The 15,488-nt window shown below is 71.8% G+C and carries 12 protein-coding genes and 1 pseudogene; 4 read left to right on the forward strand and 9 right to left on the reverse strand.

The features are described 5' to 3' along the window. Positions 1-24: 24 nt before the first annotated feature. Positions 25-291, reverse strand: a complete 267-nt coding sequence (locus tag ACSYGN_RS01975; RefSeq protein WP_460391143.1) for a hypothetical protein — start codon at positions 289-291, stop codon at positions 25-27. A 201-nt stretch (positions 292-492) separates the two neighbouring features. Here ACSYGN_RS01975 and ACSYGN_RS01980 point away from each other — a divergent pair. Together ACSYGN_RS01980 and ACSYGN_RS01985 are read left to right on the forward strand one after the other, a co-directional pair. Beyond that, a pseudogene (locus ACSYGN_RS01980) lies at positions 493-1,215 on the forward strand (MFS transporter); the annotation flags it as partial. A gap of 86 nt (positions 1,216-1,301) precedes the next feature. Further along, positions 1,302-1,649, forward strand: coding sequence for an MFS transporter (locus tag ACSYGN_RS01985; RefSeq protein WP_460391145.1), 348 nt, complete (start codon positions 1,302-1,304; stop codon positions 1,647-1,649). Between the two features lie 88 nt (positions 1,650-1,737). On the opposite strand, the gene ACSYGN_RS01990 is transcribed toward ACSYGN_RS01985, so the two are convergent. Together ACSYGN_RS01990 and ACSYGN_RS01995 are read right to left on the reverse strand one after the other, a co-directional pair. Further along, a complete protein-coding gene (locus ACSYGN_RS01990) occupies positions 1,738-2,028 on the reverse strand; it encodes a DUF1876 domain-containing protein (RefSeq protein ID WP_460403171.1) in 291 nt (96 codons plus the stop codon). Positions 2,029-2,221: 193 nt separating this feature from the next. After that, a complete protein-coding gene (locus tag ACSYGN_RS01995) occupies positions 2,222-3,079 on the reverse strand; it encodes a CBS domain-containing protein (RefSeq protein ID WP_460391147.1) in 858 nt (285 codons plus the stop codon). Between the two features lie 491 nt (positions 3,080-3,570). Here ACSYGN_RS01995 and ACSYGN_RS02000 point away from each other — a divergent pair, with 491 nt between their 5' ends. Beyond that, on the forward strand, positions 3,571-5,325 hold the full coding sequence (locus ACSYGN_RS02000) for a GAF domain-containing sensor histidine kinase (RefSeq protein WP_460391149.1): 1,755 nt from the start codon (positions 3,571-3,573) through the stop codon (positions 5,323-5,325). 164 nt (positions 5,326-5,489) lie between these two features. Here ACSYGN_RS02000 and narI read toward each other — a convergent pair whose 3' ends face one another. The 6 genes from narI to ACSYGN_RS02030 all read right to left on the reverse strand — a co-directional run bounded on the left by narI (position 5,490) and on the right by ACSYGN_RS02030 (position 14,583). Continuing rightward, positions 5,490-6,260 (reverse strand): respiratory nitrate reductase subunit gamma, encoded by a 771-nt coding sequence (narI, locus tag ACSYGN_RS02005; RefSeq protein WP_460391151.1) that lies wholly within the window; start codon positions 6,258-6,260, stop codon positions 5,490-5,492. Next, positions 6,257-6,931, reverse strand: a complete 675-nt coding sequence (narJ, locus tag ACSYGN_RS02010) for a nitrate reductase molybdenum cofactor assembly chaperone (protein ID WP_460391153.1) — start codon at positions 6,929-6,931, stop codon at positions 6,257-6,259. Before narJ ends, narI begins: the two co-directional genes overlap by 4 nt. Beyond that, a complete protein-coding gene (gene narH, locus ACSYGN_RS02015) occupies positions 6,928-8,649 on the reverse strand; it encodes a nitrate reductase subunit beta (RefSeq protein ID WP_460391155.1) in 1,722 nt (573 codons plus the stop codon). The genes narJ and narH overlap by 4 nt, the downstream gene beginning before the upstream one ends. Then, entirely contained in the window at positions 8,649-12,371 is a 3,723-nt protein-coding gene (locus ACSYGN_RS02020) for a nitrate reductase subunit alpha (RefSeq protein ID WP_460391157.1), read from the reverse strand. Before ACSYGN_RS02020 ends, narH begins: the two co-directional genes overlap by 1 nt. A 320-nt stretch (positions 12,372-12,691) precedes the next feature. Then, positions 12,692-13,168: a hemerythrin domain-containing protein gene (locus ACSYGN_RS02025; protein WP_460391159.1), complete on the reverse strand. Its 477-nt coding sequence runs from the start codon at positions 13,166-13,168 to the stop codon at positions 12,692-12,694. Between the two features lie 134 nt (positions 13,169-13,302). Then, on the reverse strand, positions 13,303-14,583 hold the full coding sequence (locus ACSYGN_RS02030; RefSeq protein ID WP_460391161.1) for a nitrate/nitrite transporter: 1,281 nt from the start codon (positions 14,581-14,583) through the stop codon (positions 13,303-13,305). 331 nt (positions 14,584-14,914) lie between these two features. On the opposite strand from ACSYGN_RS02030, the gene ACSYGN_RS02035 reads away from it, so the two are divergent. Then, positions 14,915-15,373 carry a pyridoxamine 5'-phosphate oxidase family protein gene (locus ACSYGN_RS02035; protein WP_460391163.1) on the forward strand — a complete coding sequence of 153 codons (459 nt, stop codon included), beginning with the start codon at positions 14,915-14,917 and terminating at the stop codon, positions 15,371-15,373. Positions 15,374-15,488 lie beyond the last annotated feature (115 nt).

The raw sequence follows: 15,488 nt of genomic DNA on the forward strand, positions 1-15,488 counted from the left end.
GCCATAGGGAAGTTCGCCCGTCGTTCACTCCAGTTCGGCCGCCGCGGCGATATGGGCCGCGGCACTGTCGATCTGCGCACGGGTCGTCCAGCGGCCGAGCGACAGCCGCAGCGCGCCGAGACCCCGGGCGTCATCAAGGCCCATGGCGCGCAGCACGGGTGAGGGCGTGTGGTTCCCGCTGTGGCAGGCGGAGCCGGTGGAGGCGGCGATCTGCGGGACGGCGGCGACAAGTTCATGGCCGACGGTGCCGTCGATGCTGATGTTGAGCGTGTTCGGCAGCCGGTCGTGCACCGGCCCGTTGAGGTGGACGCGGCCGGGCAGGGCACCGGCGAGGGTGTCGTGGAGGTGGTCGCGCAGTGCGGCGAGTCGCCGGTCACCCGCCGAGCCCGCAGGGCACGACCGACGGACGCCGAGGAGGACCGGCGGCTCGGGCTGCGCGCCAATCTGGCCCAGTTCAGTCTGCTCGTCGCCGTCAACGCCCTGGTGGGCGGCATGCTCGGCCAGGAACGCGTCGTCCTGCCGCTGCTGGCCGACCGGGTCTTCCATCTCTCCGCCTACACGGCGGCACTGACCTACATCGTCGCGTTCGGCGCCACCAAGGCGGTCACCAACTTCTTCGCGGGCACCCTCTCCGACCGCCACGGCCGCAAGCCGGTCCCGGTCGCGGGCGGGCTGTTCGCGCTGCCCGTACCGCTGCTGCTGATCTGGGCGCCCGCCTGGGGCTGGGTCGTCGCCGCCAATGTGCTGCTCGGCATCAACCAGGGCCTGACCTGGTCCACCACGGTCATCATGAAGGTCGACCTGGTCGGCCCGGACCGCCGGGGCCTGGCGATGGGCTTCAACGAGGCCGCGGGCTATGTCGCCCTCGCCGCCACCGCGATGGCCACCGGCGCCATCGCCTCGCACGCCGGTCTGCGCCCCGAGCCGTTCCTCCTCGGCATCGCCTACGCCGCCCTGGGTCTCGGCGTCTCCGGCCTGGTCGTCCGCGAGACCCGCGGCCACGCCCGTCTGGAGGCCGCCGCCCACGCGCCCGCTTCCCACCCCGACCACCACCGGAACCTCAGCACGGGACAGGTCGCCTGGATCACCAGCGTCCGCGACCGCGCGCTGTCCGCCGCGAGCCAGGCCGGTCTGGTCAACAATCTCAACGACGCCCTCGCCTGGGGCGTCTTCCCGTTGCTTTTCGCCTCGCACGGCCTGTCCGTCGCCCGTATCGGCATCCTCGGTGCCCTCTACCCGGCGGTGTGGGGTTTCGGCCAGCTGCTCACCGCGTCGGCCGCAAGCACCTCATCACCGCCGGGATGGTCCTCCAGGCTCTGGCCATCGCCGTGGTCGCGGCGGGCGGCTCCTTCGCCGTCTGGGCGGTCGCCATGGTCCTGCTGGGCGTCGGCACCGCCCTCGTCTACCCGACCCTGCTCGCCGTCGTCGGCGACGTGGCCCACCCGGTCTGGCGGCCCCGCGCGGTCGGCGTCTACCGGCTGTGGCGCGACGGCGGCTTCGCCGTGGGCGCCGTCCTCGCCGGTGTCCTGGCCGACGCGTACGGCCTGACCACCGCCGTCCTGGCGGTCGCCGCCCTCACCGCAGCCTCGGGTGTGGTGGTGGCGGTCCGGATGTACGAGACCCTTCCGCGGCCGGTCGCGACGGGCTGAACCGTGCGGCTCCCGCTGACCAGGGTGCGGTTCCCTGCGGATCCACGGCCCCCCGCCGCGTCCTCCCGCCGCACCCCTCCGTCCTCGGTCACATCGTCCAGCCCACCTCCGGCCAGGTCACGCCCGCGCCCTCCGACGCGCCCTGGTCCTCGATGTCCTCCTCCGCCGTGGCGAGCAGCCGGCGGGCGAGGTCGTGCATGGCGCGGCCCGCCGCCAGCTCGTCGCCGATCTCCGGGACGTCGGTGTCGGCGGGGTTGCGGCGGGCGGTGCCGTGGCCGGCCAGGGAGGCGGTCGCGGTGTGCAGAACGACGTGTGCCCTCGTGGTGCCCTCGTCCTCGGTGAGGTAGAGGTGGATCTCCCACTCCTTGGCTTGAGGGATGTCGACGGCATGGGTGGCATGCGGGGCATGGGGTGTCGGGGACATCGTGTCCTCCTCTGACCGTGTGCGGCGGCCGTCGTCGTACTCCACCAGTCTGCAAGCCGGACCCAGGCATGGCGCGTCGGCGTGTCGGCACATCTGCGCGTCGGCACCTCAGCCGGCACGCCGTCCTTCGGGCGGGCTTCGGGCGGGCTCAGTGGCGGGTGAGGCGGTCGACGACCTCGGCGACGTCCGGGATCTCCGCCACCGCCTCCGTCAGCCGTGCGACGAGGTCCGCGGCGAGCGCGCCGGTGAGGGTGACCACGCCGTTGCGCACGTCCACGTCCACGAGACCGGGGTCGATGCCGAGCGCGTCGATGACGACCCGGGTGACGACCTCCGCCTTGATCACGTCGTCGTCGCGTACCAGGGCATGCAGCAGTTCGCTGCGGCTGACGACGCCCACCAGCCTGTCCTTGTGGTCGGTCACGTAGATCTGCCGGACACGGGAGTGGGAGGCCGTGCGCGCGGCGTCGAGCACTCTGGTCCAGGGGTGGACGGTCACCGCCGGCGCGGTCATCAGCGTGCTCGCCGTGCCGCCCGCCGTCTCGTCCCGGTGCCGTCTGCCGAACAGTTTCCCGAGAGTGCCGGGCCGCTCGTCCGCGGCGAGGTCCGCGGCCCGGGCGAGCAGATCGGACTCCGCGATCACGCCTACGACGCGCTCGTCCTCGTCCACCACGGGCGCGGCACCGACCTGGTCACGGGCCAGCATCCGGGCGATGTCGACGAACGGCGTGTCGGCGGAGATCCCGGTCGCGGTGCGCCGCATCACGTACCGCACCTGGAGTTCGGGAACGGGAGTCACGGGGACGGCGGCGGTCCACCCGCCCTTGCCGGCCTCGGCGTCCTCCTTGCGGGCGGCCGCCTCCGCCGAGTGGGAGGCCACGGCCTGGAGATAGCGCACCATCAGATCCTGGCGGAACTCGTCCGCCGGTTTCGGGACGGCGCCCGACGCCGCCCCACGGGCCTGCATCCAGGCCGCTCCGGCTTCCCGTGCGTTCTGGTCGGCCATGGCAACCTCCGTCGATGAGCGAGAGAAGTCCCCACCGCTACCGTCCCGCTCCCTACCGGGCCGCGCACGGGGCCGCACGTCCCGTGACGCAGGTCACCTGGCCCAAACACTCCGCGGAGCCGCATATCGGTACAGCCCCGCGCACCTTCAGGGCGCGGGCGGGCCCGCGGCCCTGCCCACGCGGCGTCGTGGGCCCCCATTGAGCCGTGGTGTGGAGCGGGTGGAGCGGGTGGGGCGGGTACTGCGTATTCTGTGCGGTCAGCGGTCGATGATGACCGCGGTCGGAACAGGTGGTTGCCTTCGGAAAATTCTGCCGTCCTCCCGTCGTACCAGAAATTCATCCGTCCATGACAACTCCGTCCGGAAATCCCGCCGTCATGGGCCCGTACCCGGGAAAAGCGGGGACTCGGGGGCGTCCGGGGGTATGCACGGGGGCCGGGGCAGCGTCGAAGGCTCCCGGCGCATCGGGCATCCTGAACAATGATTGATGCATGTCGGTGAGGGGAGCTGTGGTGAACGAGGGTGCGCAGGGCCAGGGTGACGCCGTGGCGCCGGGAGTCTCGCCCCAGCTGAAGCTGGACGAGCTGCTGGACGGGCTGCAGGAGCAGGTGCAGCAGGCGCAGGCTGCCCGGGACCGGACCCGCACTCTGCTGGACGCGGTGCTCGCCGTCGGCTCCGACCTGCACCTCGACATCGTGCTGCGCCGCATCGTGGAGTCGGCCGCCACGCTGGTCGACGCGCGGTACGGGGCGCTCGGGGTGCTGGGCGACGAGGGCGCGATCCGGCAGTTCCTGACGGTCGGCGTCGACGAGGAGACCACCGCCCGGATCGGTCACTATCCGCGCGGCGAGGGCATCCTGGGCCTGCTCATCCGCAATCCCGAGCCGCTGCGCCTGGCGAATCTGGCCGACCATCCGTCGTCCGCGGGCTTCCCGCCCGGGCATCCCCCGATGAAGAGCTTCCTCGGCGCCCCGATCCGGGTGCGCGACGAGGTGTTCGGCAATCTGTATCTCACGGACAAGCGGGACGGCGCGGACTTCGACGCGGACGACGAGGCGGTGTTGCGCACCCTGGCCGCGGCGGCCGGCGTGGCGATCGACAACGCCCGGCTGTACGACGAGTCGCGGCGCAAGCAGCGGCGCCTCGCGGCGACCAACGAGCTGACCCGCAGCCTGCTGTCGGGCCGCGACCCCGCCGAGGTCCTGAAGTCGGTCGTCGAGACCGTGCGGAACATGTCCGGCGCGGACCTGGTCACCCTGGCGGTGCCGGTCGGCGACAGCGGTGAGCTGGTCGTCGAGGTGGCGTCCGGTTCGGCGGCGGACGAGGTACGGGGTCTGGTGCTGCCGGCGACAGCGCTCGCGGCGAAGGTGTTCGCCACCGGGGAGACGGTGACCAGCGAGTCCGCGAGCACCGATCCGCGCACCGCGGGAGGCACCTCCGAGGTGGTCGACCTGGGCCCGGCGTTCTACGTCCCGCTGGGCGGCGGCGAGCATCTGCGCGGGGTGCTGCTGGTGGCCAATCTGCCCGGTGCGCGCCCGTTCCCCGACGCGGTCGTCGACATGGTCACCGGCTTCGGCAACCAGGCCGCGCTGGCCCTGGAGGTCGCCGAGCACCGCCGTGACTCGGAGCAGATGATGGTGCTCAGCGACCGTGACCGGATCGCCCGCGATCTGCACGACCTGGTGATCCAGCGGCTGTTCGCCGGTGCCCTGACGCTCCAGTCGACGCTCTCGCACGTCGACGGGCGCCCCAAGGAGCGGATCCAGCGTGTCGTGGACGATCTGGACGACACCATCAAGGTCATCCGGTCCACCATCTACGGGCTGCGCGAGAGCGACCGCAGTCTTGCGGGCGGGCTGCGGGCCAAGCTGGTCGCGGCGGCGGACCGGGCCGCCGGTGCGCTCGGTTTCGCCCCGGCGCTGCGGATGACCGGGCTGCTGGACACCGATGTGCCCGGGGAGTACGCGGAGCATCTGCTGGCGGTGCTCGGGGAGGCGCTGTCCAACGCGGCGCGGCACTCCGGGGCGACAGCGGTCGACGTCACCGTGGAGGTCACCGGGCGGACGCTGAGGCTGAAGGTGGCGGACAACGGACGGGGCATCGACCCCACCGTCACCCGCCGTAGCGGCCTGGCCAATCTGCGCAAACGCGCCGAGGTGCTGTCGGGGACCTTCGAGGTCGCCGCGGGCAAGGAGCGCGGCACGGTACTCGTCTGGACCGTGCCGCTGCCGCGCGGCGACGCGTGAGCGCTCCGCTGGAAGTTTCGCGATGTGCCGTCTGTCGTCTGTCGTCTGTCGTCTGCAGCACCATCGTGGCTGGTCGCGCAGTTCCCCGCGCCCCCTGGGGTGCCGGGCCGCTCAGAACCCTCAGAACCAGCCCGCCTGCGGCGACGGCGTGAGCGCCGCCGCGCTCACACCCCGGTGCGTTCCCAGCCGCGGCGCGGGGCGCGGGCGCCCAGTTGCCTGTCGCGGCTGCGGTAGACGACGTAGGGGCGGGTGAGATAGCCGAGCGGCGCGGTGAGCATGTGGACGAGCCGGGTGAACGGCCAGGCCGCGAAGAGCAGCATGGCGCTGATCGCGTGGAGCTTGAACAGCACCGGCGCACCGCTCATCAGGCCCGGGTCGGGATTGAAGTAGAAGATCGATCGGAACCAGGGCGAGATGGTCTCGCGGTAGTCGTATCCGCCGCCGATCACGTTCGAGGCGACCGTCGCGGACAGGCCGAGCGCGATCGTCAGCGTGAGGGAGACGTACATCGCCTTGTCGTTGCGGGTGGTGGCGGAGAACACCGGGCCGACGGTGCGGCGGCGGTAGATCAGGATGGCCAGGCCGCCGAGCGTGGCGACGCCCGCGAGGGTGCCGAGGACGATCGCACCGGCGTGGTACATGTCCTCGCTGATCCCCAGGGTCTCCGTCCAGCTCTTGGGGATGACCAGGCCGCCGATGTGGCCGAGGAGCACGACGAGGATGCCGAAGTGGAACAGGGGGCTGCCGATCCTCAGCAGCCGCCGCTCGTAGAGCTGGGAGGAGCGGGTGGTCCAGCCGAACTTGTCGTAGCGGTAGCGCCACGCGTGGCCGAGGACGAACACGGCGAGGCACACGTACGGCAGGGCGACCCACAGCAGGACGCCGGGGGTGCTGGTGCCGGAGGCCAGGTCGAGGGAGTGGGCGGGGGCGGTCATCGGGGGCCTCCGGCTACGGGGTCGGGCAGGAACTGCGGGGCCGTGTACGGGTCGAGGCCGACCTGTTCCTCCGGCGGGCCCTCGGCAGCGAGCCGTGCCACGGCCTGGCGGTCGTCACCGGCGAGGGCCGGCAGGGTCGCGGACACGGAGTCCAGGACATGGGCCCAGGGGGCGTGGTCGTCGGTGAGGGCGAGGCGCAGGAGTTCCAGGCCCGCGCGGTGCTCGGTGAGCAGCCGGGCCCCGGTTTCCGGGTCGGCGGCGGCGAACTCCAGGACGACGGCGAGATGGTCGGGCAGTTCGTCGTCGGCGAGCCGCCAGCCCGCCGCCGCGTAGGCCTGCTTCAGGCGCAGCAGGCCGAGGCCTCGTTTGCGGGTGTCGCCGTGCGCGTAGTACGTCAGGTACGGGCAGCAGCGTTTGCGGTGGTCGAAGGTGGCCACGTAGGCGGCGGCCAGGTCGGCGGGCACCGTGCGGGCGGACCGTGCGGCGTGCGCGGTGAAGCGCAGCAAGGGGTCCGCGACCGGGCGCGGGAGGGTCGCGGCGACGCGCTCGGCGAGTGCCAGGTGCCCGGCGAAGCGCTCGTCGGGGTAGGCGAGCAGCAGGGACTGGACCTGCCAGGCGTGGGGGTGCCAGGGCTCGGTGCGGAAGGCGGGTGCGGTCTTCTTCTTCCTCATGGCCTGGGCTCGCCCTCCTCCGTGCCGGTCCCGGCTGGTGGTTGGTCCGTACGGTCCGGGAAGAGGCCGGGCGGGGCGCCCTTGCCGTCCCAGTTGAGGAGGTTGACGCGGGTCGCCTTGTCGGTGGGGGCAGCCGCGGTGTCGGCGGTCTGCCGGTCGCGCAGGGCGTGGAAGTTCTCCACGGCGATCGGGGCGGGGCCGCCGGACGCCTCGCCGAAGGGTCCGGAGCCTCCCATGCCGGGACCGCCCTCGTAGTCGAGGCTGCACTCGGTGGCCAGTTCCTCCAGCTTGTGGGCCTGTTCGGCGTGGGCCGGGGGGATGACGTAGCGCTCGTCGTACTTGGCGAGGGCCAGCAGCCGGTACATGTCGTAGATCCGCTCGCCGGTCATACCGACGGCCTTGGGTATGCGGTCGTCGGGTTCGCGGCCGAGGTTGATGTCGCGCATGTAGGAGCGCATGGCGGCCAGGCGCCGCAGGACGGCGTCGACGGGCCGCGGGTCGCCCGCGGTGAAGAGCTGGGCGAGATACTCGACGGGGATGCGCAGGGCGTCCACTGCGGCGAAGAGGGTGCGGTGGTCCTCGGCGTCCTCGCCGGTGTCGCGGACGGCGTCCACGACCGGGGACAGCGGCGGGATGTACCAGACCATGGGCAGGGTGCGGTACTCCGGGTGCAGCGGCAGGGCCACCTTGTACGTGTTGATCAGGGCGTGGATCGGGGAGCGCTGGGCGGCGTCGATCCAGTCCCGGGGGATGCCGGCCCGCTCGGCCGCGGTGATCACCTCGGGGTCGTGCGGGTCGAGGAAGACGCTGCGCTGGGCCTCGTAGAGGCCGGTGTCGTCGGGGGTGGAGGCGGCCTCCAGGACGCGGTCGGCGTCGTAGAGGACGAGGCCGATGTAGCGCAGTCGGCCCACACAGGTCTCGGAGCAGACGGTGGGCAGGCCGACCTCGACGCGCGGGAAGCAGAAGGTGCACTTCTCGGCCTTGCCGGTGCGGTGGTTGAAGTAGACCTTCTTGTACGGGCATCCGGTCACACACATGCGCCAGCCCCGGCAGCGGTCCTGGTCGACGAGAACGATGCCGTCCTCCTCGCGCTTGTAGATGGCGCCGGAGGGGCAGCTGGCCGCGCAGGACGGGTTGAGGCAGTGCTCGCAGATACGCGGCAGATAGAACATGAAGGTCTGCTCGAACTCGAACTTGATCTTCTCGGAGACCTGGTTGAGCAGCACGTCCTTGTGGCCGTGGTCGGGGGCGCCGCCGAGGTCGTCGTCCCAGTTCGCCGACCAGGCGATCTTCATGTCCTTGCCGGTGATGAGGGACTTGGGGCGGGCGACCGGGGTGTGGTCCTGGAGGGGGGCGTTGGTGAGAGTCTCGTAGTCGTAGGTCCAGGGCTCGTAGTAGTCGTCGAGGGAGGGCAGGACGGGGTTGGAGAAGATCTGGATGAGCTTCTTGAACCGGCCACCGGCCTTGAGGGCGAGCCGGCCGCGCTGGTTGAGCTCCCAGCCGCCCCGCCAGCGTTCCTGGTCCTCGTAGCGGCGCGGATAGCCCTGTCCGGGGCGGGTCTCGACGTTGTTGAACCACACGTACTCGACACCGGTGCGATTGGTCCACGCCTGCTTGCAGGTGACGGAACAGGTGTGGCAGCCGATGCACTTGTCGAGGTTCATGACCATCGCCATCTGTGCCATGACCCGTCCGATGGGGGCTCCGTCTCGGGGCATCAGTACGTCACCTCCTGGTTCGCACGGCGGCGGATCACCGTGACCTCGTCGCGCTGGTTGCCCGTCGGGCCGAGGTAGTTGAAGGCGTATGACAGCTGGGCGTAGCCGCCGATGAGGTGGCTGGGCTTGATCAGCAGCCGGGTGAGGGAGTTGTGGATGCCGCCGCGCCTGCCGGTGGTCTCGGTGCGGGGCACGTCGATGAGACGGTCCTGGGCGTGGTGCATGTAGACGGTGCCCTCCGGCATCCGGTGCGAGACGATCGCGCGGGCGGCGACCACGCCGTTGCGGTTGACGGCCTCGATCCAGTCGTTGTCGTGGACGCCGATCTTCGCGGCGTCCTCCTTGCTCAGCCAGATCGTGGGGCCGCCCCGGGAGAGGGACAGCATGAACAGGTTGTCCTGGTACTCGGAGTGGATGGACCACTTGTTGTGCGGCGTCAGATACCGCACGGTGACGCCGAGTTCGCCGACCTCGCCGATGCGGGGTTCGCCGAACAGCACGTCCATGTTCAACGGTGGCCGGTAGACCGGCAGTTGCTCGCCGAGGGCGGTCATCCAGTCGTGGTCGAGGTAGAAGTGCTGGCGGCCGGTGAGGGTGTGCCAGGGCTTGAGGCGCTCGACGTTGACGGTGAACGGGGAGTAGCGCCGTCCACCGCTCTCCGAGCCGGACCACTCCGGCGAGGTGATGACGGGCACCGGGGCGGCCTGGGTGTCGGCGAACGTGATCCGCTTGCCCTCGTGCTCGGCGGCCAGATCGGCGAGCCGGGTCCCGGTGCGGGCCTCCAGGGTGTGGAAGCCCTGGGTGGCGAGGTGGCCGTTGGTGGTGCCGGACAGGGCGAGGATCGCCTCACAGGCGTGGACGTCGCGGGCGAGGGCGGGGCGTCCGTCGGCGGCGCCGCCGCGTACGGTGCCGTTCTTCTGGCGCAGATACTCGAGTTCGCGGTCGACCTTGAAGGTGATGCCCTTGGTGGTGGCGCCGAGGGTGTCCAGGAGCGGGCCGATCGCGGCCATCTTGTCGGCGACGGCGGTGTAGTCCCGTTCCACGGTGATCAGTTTGGGCATGGTGCGACCGGGTTCGGGTTCGCACTCGCCCGCCTTCCAGTCGCGCACCGTGCCGTGCGGGGTGGCCATCTCGTCGGGGGTGTCGTGCAGCAGCGGCGCGGCGATCACATCGGTGCGGGTGCCCAGACGGCCCTCGGCCTGGCGGCTGAACTCCTTTGCCAGGGTGTGGAAGGCGTCCCAGTCGGTGCGGGTCTGCCAGGGCGGGGCGATGGCCGGGTTGAAGGCGTGCACGAAGGGGTGCATGTCCGTGCTGGACAGGTCGTGCTTCTCGTACCAGGTGGCGGCGGGCAGCACCACGTCGGAGAACACGGTGGTGCTGGTCATCCGGAAGTCGAGGGTGAGCAGCAGGTCGAGCTTGCCCTGGGGTGCCTCGTTCCGCCACACCACATCGCGGGGCCTGACCTCCTCGGGTGCCTCGGTGGCGCGTACGGAGGCTTCGGTGCCGAGCAGGTGCTTGAGGAAGTACTCGTTGCCCTTGGCGGAGGAGCCCAGCAGATTGGCCCGCCACACGGTGAGCACCCGGGGGAAGTTGGCCGGGTTGTCGGGGTCCTCCCCGGCGAACCCCAGCCGCCCCGCCTTGAGTTCGTCCACGATGTGCTCGCCGGCTGGGCGGCCCGCCGCGTCCGCCTCGTCGGCGAGGTCGAGGGGGTTGCGGTCGAAGGTGGGGTACGACGGCATCCAGCCGAGCCGCGCCGACTGGGCGATGACGTCGGCCGTGGTCTTCCCCGCGAACGGTCCGCCCGCTCCGGCCGCGGCGAGGGTGTCGGCCGCGAACGGGTCGTAGCGGAACTGGTCGGTGTGCAGATACCAGTAGGCGGTCTGGATCATCAGCCGGGCGGGCCGGTTCCAGTCGGCGGCGGTCGCGAGCGCCGAGTAGCCGGTGATCGGACGGACCTTCTCCTGGCCGACGTAGTGCGCCCAGCCGCCGCCGTTGACGCCCTGACAGCCGGTGAGGGTGGTGAGGGTGAGGAAGGCGCGGTAGATGGTGTCGGAGTGGAACCAGTGGTTGGTGCCCGCCCCCATGATGATCATCGAACGGCCGCGGGACTCCTCGGCGTTGGCGGCGAACTCGCGGGCGATGCGGGCGGCGCGGGCGGCGTCGACGCCGGTGATCTCGGCCTGCCAGGCAGGGGTGTAGGGCTCGGCGGTGTCCTCGTAGGAGGTGGGCCACTGTCCGGGCAGGCCCTCGCGGGCGACGCCGTACTGGGCGAGGAGGAGGTCGTACACGGTGGTGACCAGCCGTCCGGCGATCCGGCGCACCGGCACCCCGCGCAGCATCCGGCCCGCGGCCCCGTCGAGGCCGTCGAAGCGGGGCAGCGAGACCGCGACGGGCGCCTCGGTGCCTCCGGCGGCGGAGAGCAGCGGGTCGGTGTCGCCGAGGTCCAGGTTCCACTTCCCGGCGCCGGAGTCGCCGTAGCGGTCGCCGAGGGTGCCGCCCGGGACGACGGGCTCGCCGGTGGCCGCGTCCAGCAGGACGGTGCGGAAGCGCGCGTTCTCTGCACCGGCTGCGGCGCCGCCCAGGTCGGCGGCGGTGAGGAACTTGCCGGGCGTGAACGTTCCGGGGTCGCCGGGGGTCTCGTCGAGGGATATCAGGAACGGCAGGTCGGTGTAGCGCTTCACGTAGGAGGTGAAGTACTCCGACTGCCGGTCGACGAAGAACTCCTTGAGGACCACATGCCCCATGGCCATCGCCAGCGCGCCGTCCGTGCCGGGCTGGGCGGGCAGCCACTCGTCGGCGAACTTCACGTTGTCGGCGTAGTCCGGCGCGACGGCCACGACCTTCTGCCCCCGGTAGCGTGCCTCAGCCATCCAGTGGGCGTCCGGCGTGCGGGTGACAGGGATGTTGGAGCCCCACATGATCAGATAACCGGCGTCCCACCAGTCACCGGACTCCGGTACGTCGGTCTGGTCGCCGAACACCTGCGGGGAGGCCACGGGAAGGTCGGCGTACCAGTCGTAGAAGGAGAGCATGGCGCCGCCGAGCAGCGAGTAGAAGCGGGCGCCCGCCGCGTGCGACACCATCGACATCGCCGGGATCGGCGAGAAGCCGGCCAGTCGGTCGGGCCCGTACTCCTTGATGGTGTGGACGTGCGCGGCGGCGACGATCTCGATCGCCTCGTCCCAACTGGCCCGCACCAGGCCGCCCTTGCCGCGCACCGACTTGTAGCGGCGGGCGCGCTCCGGGTCGCCGGTGATCTCCGCCCAGGCCGCCACCGGGTCCCCGAGGCGGGCCTTGGCCTCCCGGTACATCTGCAGCAGCACACCGCGGACGTACGGGTAGCGCACCCGGGTCGGCGAGTAGGTGTACCAGGAGAACGCCGCGCCGCGCGGGCAGCCGCGCGGCTCGTACTCGGGGCGGTTGGGGCCCACCGACGGATAGTCCGTCTGCTGGGCCTCCCACGTGATGATGCCGTCCTTGACGAACACCTTCCACGAGCAGGAACCCGTGCAGTTGACCCCGTGGGTGGAGCGCACCACCTTGTCGTGGGACCAGCGGTCCCGGTAGAACTCGTCCGCCTGTCGTCCGCCGATACGGTGCAGGGTGCGCAGGTCGTCGGAGACCTCGGCACGGCTGAAGAACCGGCGGGAGCGCACCAGCGCGTCCACCAGCTCGCCGTCCAGTCCCGCCTTCGTCCGCTCCTGTCGGCTGTCTGTACTCACCGCGGCTCTCCGTCCCCGGGCGCCACGGGCCCGTTCGAATCGCGATCGGTTCCGGCCACACGCGACTCTATGGCTGCGGTCCCCCTCAAGGTCAACAGCCGCGTCACGAACAAAATGCGACCGACTGGTGTTCATTTGTCCGCCGACACGCCCGGCCCGCGTACTCGACACGCCCGCCCGCATGCCCGGCGCGCCCGGCCGGCGTGCCCTGCCGGCGTGCCCGGGCCGCACGCGGCGGAAAGCCCTGTACCCCGCTCGAAGGGACGAGCGGGGTACAGGGCGGGATGTCTCAGGGCCCGTGCGGGCCCGGGGGCGGGCCGTCAGGCGGCCGGCTGGGGCAGTGCGGTTCCGGCCGCGGCGCGGGTGGCCTCGACGGCCTCCCACTCCTCCGTGCCGAGATTGGCGAGCGCGGCCGGGAAGACGCCGTCCTGCTCCTTGAGGATGTGGTCGCGCAGCAGGGCCATGGCGTCCATCAGCCGGTCCGGCCAGGACGGGTCGGCGGGCGTGACGCCGTCGGCGGCCTCGCCGAGGACGCCCTCGATACGGCGGTGCTCGGCCTCCAGGGCGGCGATCTGGTCGGGGAAGTCACCGACGAGGGCGGGGAACAGACCGTGCTCCTCGACCTCGGTGTGCGGGCCGAGCACCCGGGCGATCTCACGGGCGACCTCCGCCATCTTTGCCGCTCCGCCCGACTCCAGGGCGGGACGCAGATGGCTGATCAGGCGGACGACCTCGTCGTGCTCACGGGTCAGGGTGTCGATCGTGTCAAGCGACTGGCAGCCGCAGTACTCGCACACCGGTGTTTCTCCCTCGTCCTTCGACTGCTTTCCGACGACGGTTCGCGTCGTCCTTCACGGCGATTCTCCGCCGGGCTCCTTCATGGGCGGGAGCCGGGGTCGGACGTCACCGCCCGCCCCGGCTCCCGTGGGTGTTACGCGTGGCTGCCCGCGATGCGCGAGCCGCCCGGGGCCCCGGAGCCGGCCCCGTCCCTGCCCTCGAGCTGGGAGCGGACCTTGGTCAGGGTGAACAGCAGGGCCGCGGCGGCGACGATCGCGAGGAGGGCGAGGCCGCCCGCGTAGGTCCCGTACGCGCCGTACAGCGAGCCCATCACCAGCGGCGGGATGAAACCGCCGAGACCGCCCGCGGCACCGACCACACCGGTGACGGCGCCGACCTTGTTGGCCGGGGCGAGCAGCGCCAGCAGGGCGAAGGTGGCACCGCTGGCCGCGCCGAGCGCCATGGCCATGACGAAGAAGGCGATCGTGCCGAGCGGGGCCAGCGACGGCGTGAACGACTGGACGGTCGCTCCGACCACCACGACGGCGAGCGAGGCGGCGAGCACCCGCACCGGGCCGATCCGGTCGGACAGCCAGCCGCCGACCGGCCGCGCCGCGACGGCGAGCAGCACGAACCCGGCCATGCGGTTGGCGGCGTCGGCCTGCTCCAGGCCGTAGCCGGTCTTGAGGTAGGTCGGCAGGTAGACGGAGAAGGCGACGTAGCCGCCGAAGGCCACGGCGTACAGCGCGGAGGCCTGCCAGGTGACGGGGAGCTTCAGGGTGGCACCGAGGCGCTTGCCGAGCGGCTCGGTCGGCACGACCCGGCCGGGCGCGTCGCGCAGGATCAGCCAGGAGGCCACGGCGTACACGGCCAGGACGGCGGCGGTGATCAGGAACGGCGTCTCCATGCTGTTGGCCTTGACCAGCCTCACCGTGGTCAGCGCACTGATCGCGGTACCGCCCATGCCGACGCCGAAGATGCCGATGGCGAGACCGCGCCGCTCCGGCGGGAACCACGCGTTGACGAACGGCACGCCGACGGCGAACGCAGTACCGCCGATGCCGAGGAAGAAGCCGCCGACCAGCAGCGCGCCGAGCGAGTCGTGCCCGGCCAGGCCCAGGTAGAGCACCGGCAGGATGGTGACGGCGGAGACGATCGGGAACATGACCCGCCCGCCGAACCTGTCGGTCAGCGCGCCGACCGGGATACGTCCCAGAGAACCGACCACGACGGGCACGGCCACCAGCAGCGACTGCTGGAACGCCGAGAGGTGGAGGTTGTCCTTGAGCTTGGGCCCGAGCGGGCTGAGCAGCGCCCACGCCCAGAAGTTCAGCGCGAAGCCGAGCGTGGCCATTGCCAGCATCAGCCATGCGCGGCCGGGCACCGAATTGTCCGACGACGCGGCGCCGTCCTTCGGCTTCGACTGCTGGACCATGTCCCGTCCCTTTCGTGGTTCCTGTGGCGGTGCGGCGCCACGGGGGGACCCAAACGTCCCTCAGGGCCCTTTGCCCGGGAACGGCATCCCGCACCTACTGTCCGGTTCCGGACTCGCCCACGGCATGGGCCGACCGTCCCTGCGCACGGTCGGAGGGTCCCGCTGCCAGGGTCCGCCCGTCCCGCCGTACGGGCCCGGCAGGCCCCGGTACGAACCGCGACACGGCACCGAGGTCCCGCCCAACGGCCCTGCCGGTGGCCCGGAGGTCCCGGACCCGAGTAGGGCCTGTTGGCCCTACTCCGGCCGGTTGCGGGTAGGGACGATGGGCCGGATGTTCCCCAACGACGACTTCCGCGCGCTCGACCAGGAGGAGTGCCTGCGGCTGCTGGCCAAGGTGCCGGTCGGCCGTGTGGTCTACACCCGCCAGGCGCTGCCCGCGGTCCTCCCGGTCAACTTCTGTCTCGACGCCTCCCACACCCGGCCCGACGGCCGGCCGGGCGACCCGGGCACCTCCGTGGTGCTGTGCACGTCACCGGGCTCGGACCTGGTGCGGGCCATCGACGGTGTGGTCGTGGCCTTCGAGGCGGACGACTTCGACGGGGCGACCCGCTCCGGCTGGAGCGTCGTCGTCACGGGCCGCGCCGGTACGGTCACCGTGCCGACCGAGCATGAACGGCTGCTGCGGTACGGCCCCCGGACCTGGAGACCGCTGGACGACATCCGGTTCGTACGGATCGAGGCGACGCTGGTGACCGGGCGGGAGGTCGGGGCGACGCGCGGGCGCCGGTGAGGCCGGCTGCCGCTGACCCGCCGGGTTTTTCGCCCCCGCCGCCCCTTCCCGTCCCGACCCGGGGGCGCTGCCCCCGTCCCCCCGCTCCTCAAACGCGGGAGGGGCTGATCTTCAG

This window comes from Streptomyces sp. YIM S03343 (assembly GCF_054729195.1).

What these genes read in the sequence shown, in the direction of transcription:
- ACSYGN_RS01985 (WP_460391145.1), top strand. Translation starts at nt 1,302, where the DNA reads ATGGTCCTCCAGGCTCTGGCCATCGCCGTGGTCGCGGCGGGCGGCTCC.
- ACSYGN_RS01995 (WP_460391147.1), bottom strand. Translation starts at nt 3,079, where the DNA reads ATGGCCGACCAGAACGCACGGGAAGCCGGAGCGGCCTGGATGCAGGCC.
- ACSYGN_RS02000 (WP_460391149.1), top strand. Translation starts at nt 3,571, where the DNA reads ATGTCGGTGAGGGGAGCTGTGGTGAACGAGGGTGCGCAGGGCCAGGGT.
- narI (WP_460391151.1), bottom strand. Translation starts at nt 6,260, where the DNA reads ATGACCGCCCCCGCCCACTCCCTCGACCTGGCCTCCGGCACCAGCACC.
- narJ (WP_460391153.1), bottom strand. Translation starts at nt 6,931, where the DNA reads ATGAGGAAGAAGAAGACCGCACCCGCCTTCCGCACCGAGCCCTGGCAC.
- narH (WP_460391155.1), bottom strand. Translation starts at nt 8,649, where the DNA reads ATGCCCCGAGACGGAGCCCCCATCGGACGGGTCATGGCACAGATGGCG.
- ACSYGN_RS02030 (WP_460391161.1), bottom strand. Translation starts at nt 14,583, where the DNA reads ATGGTCCAGCAGTCGAAGCCGAAGGACGGCGCCGCGTCGTCGGACAAT.
- ACSYGN_RS02035 (WP_460391163.1), top strand. Translation starts at nt 14,915, where the DNA reads ATGTTCCCCAACGACGACTTCCGCGCGCTCGACCAGGAGGAGTGCCTG.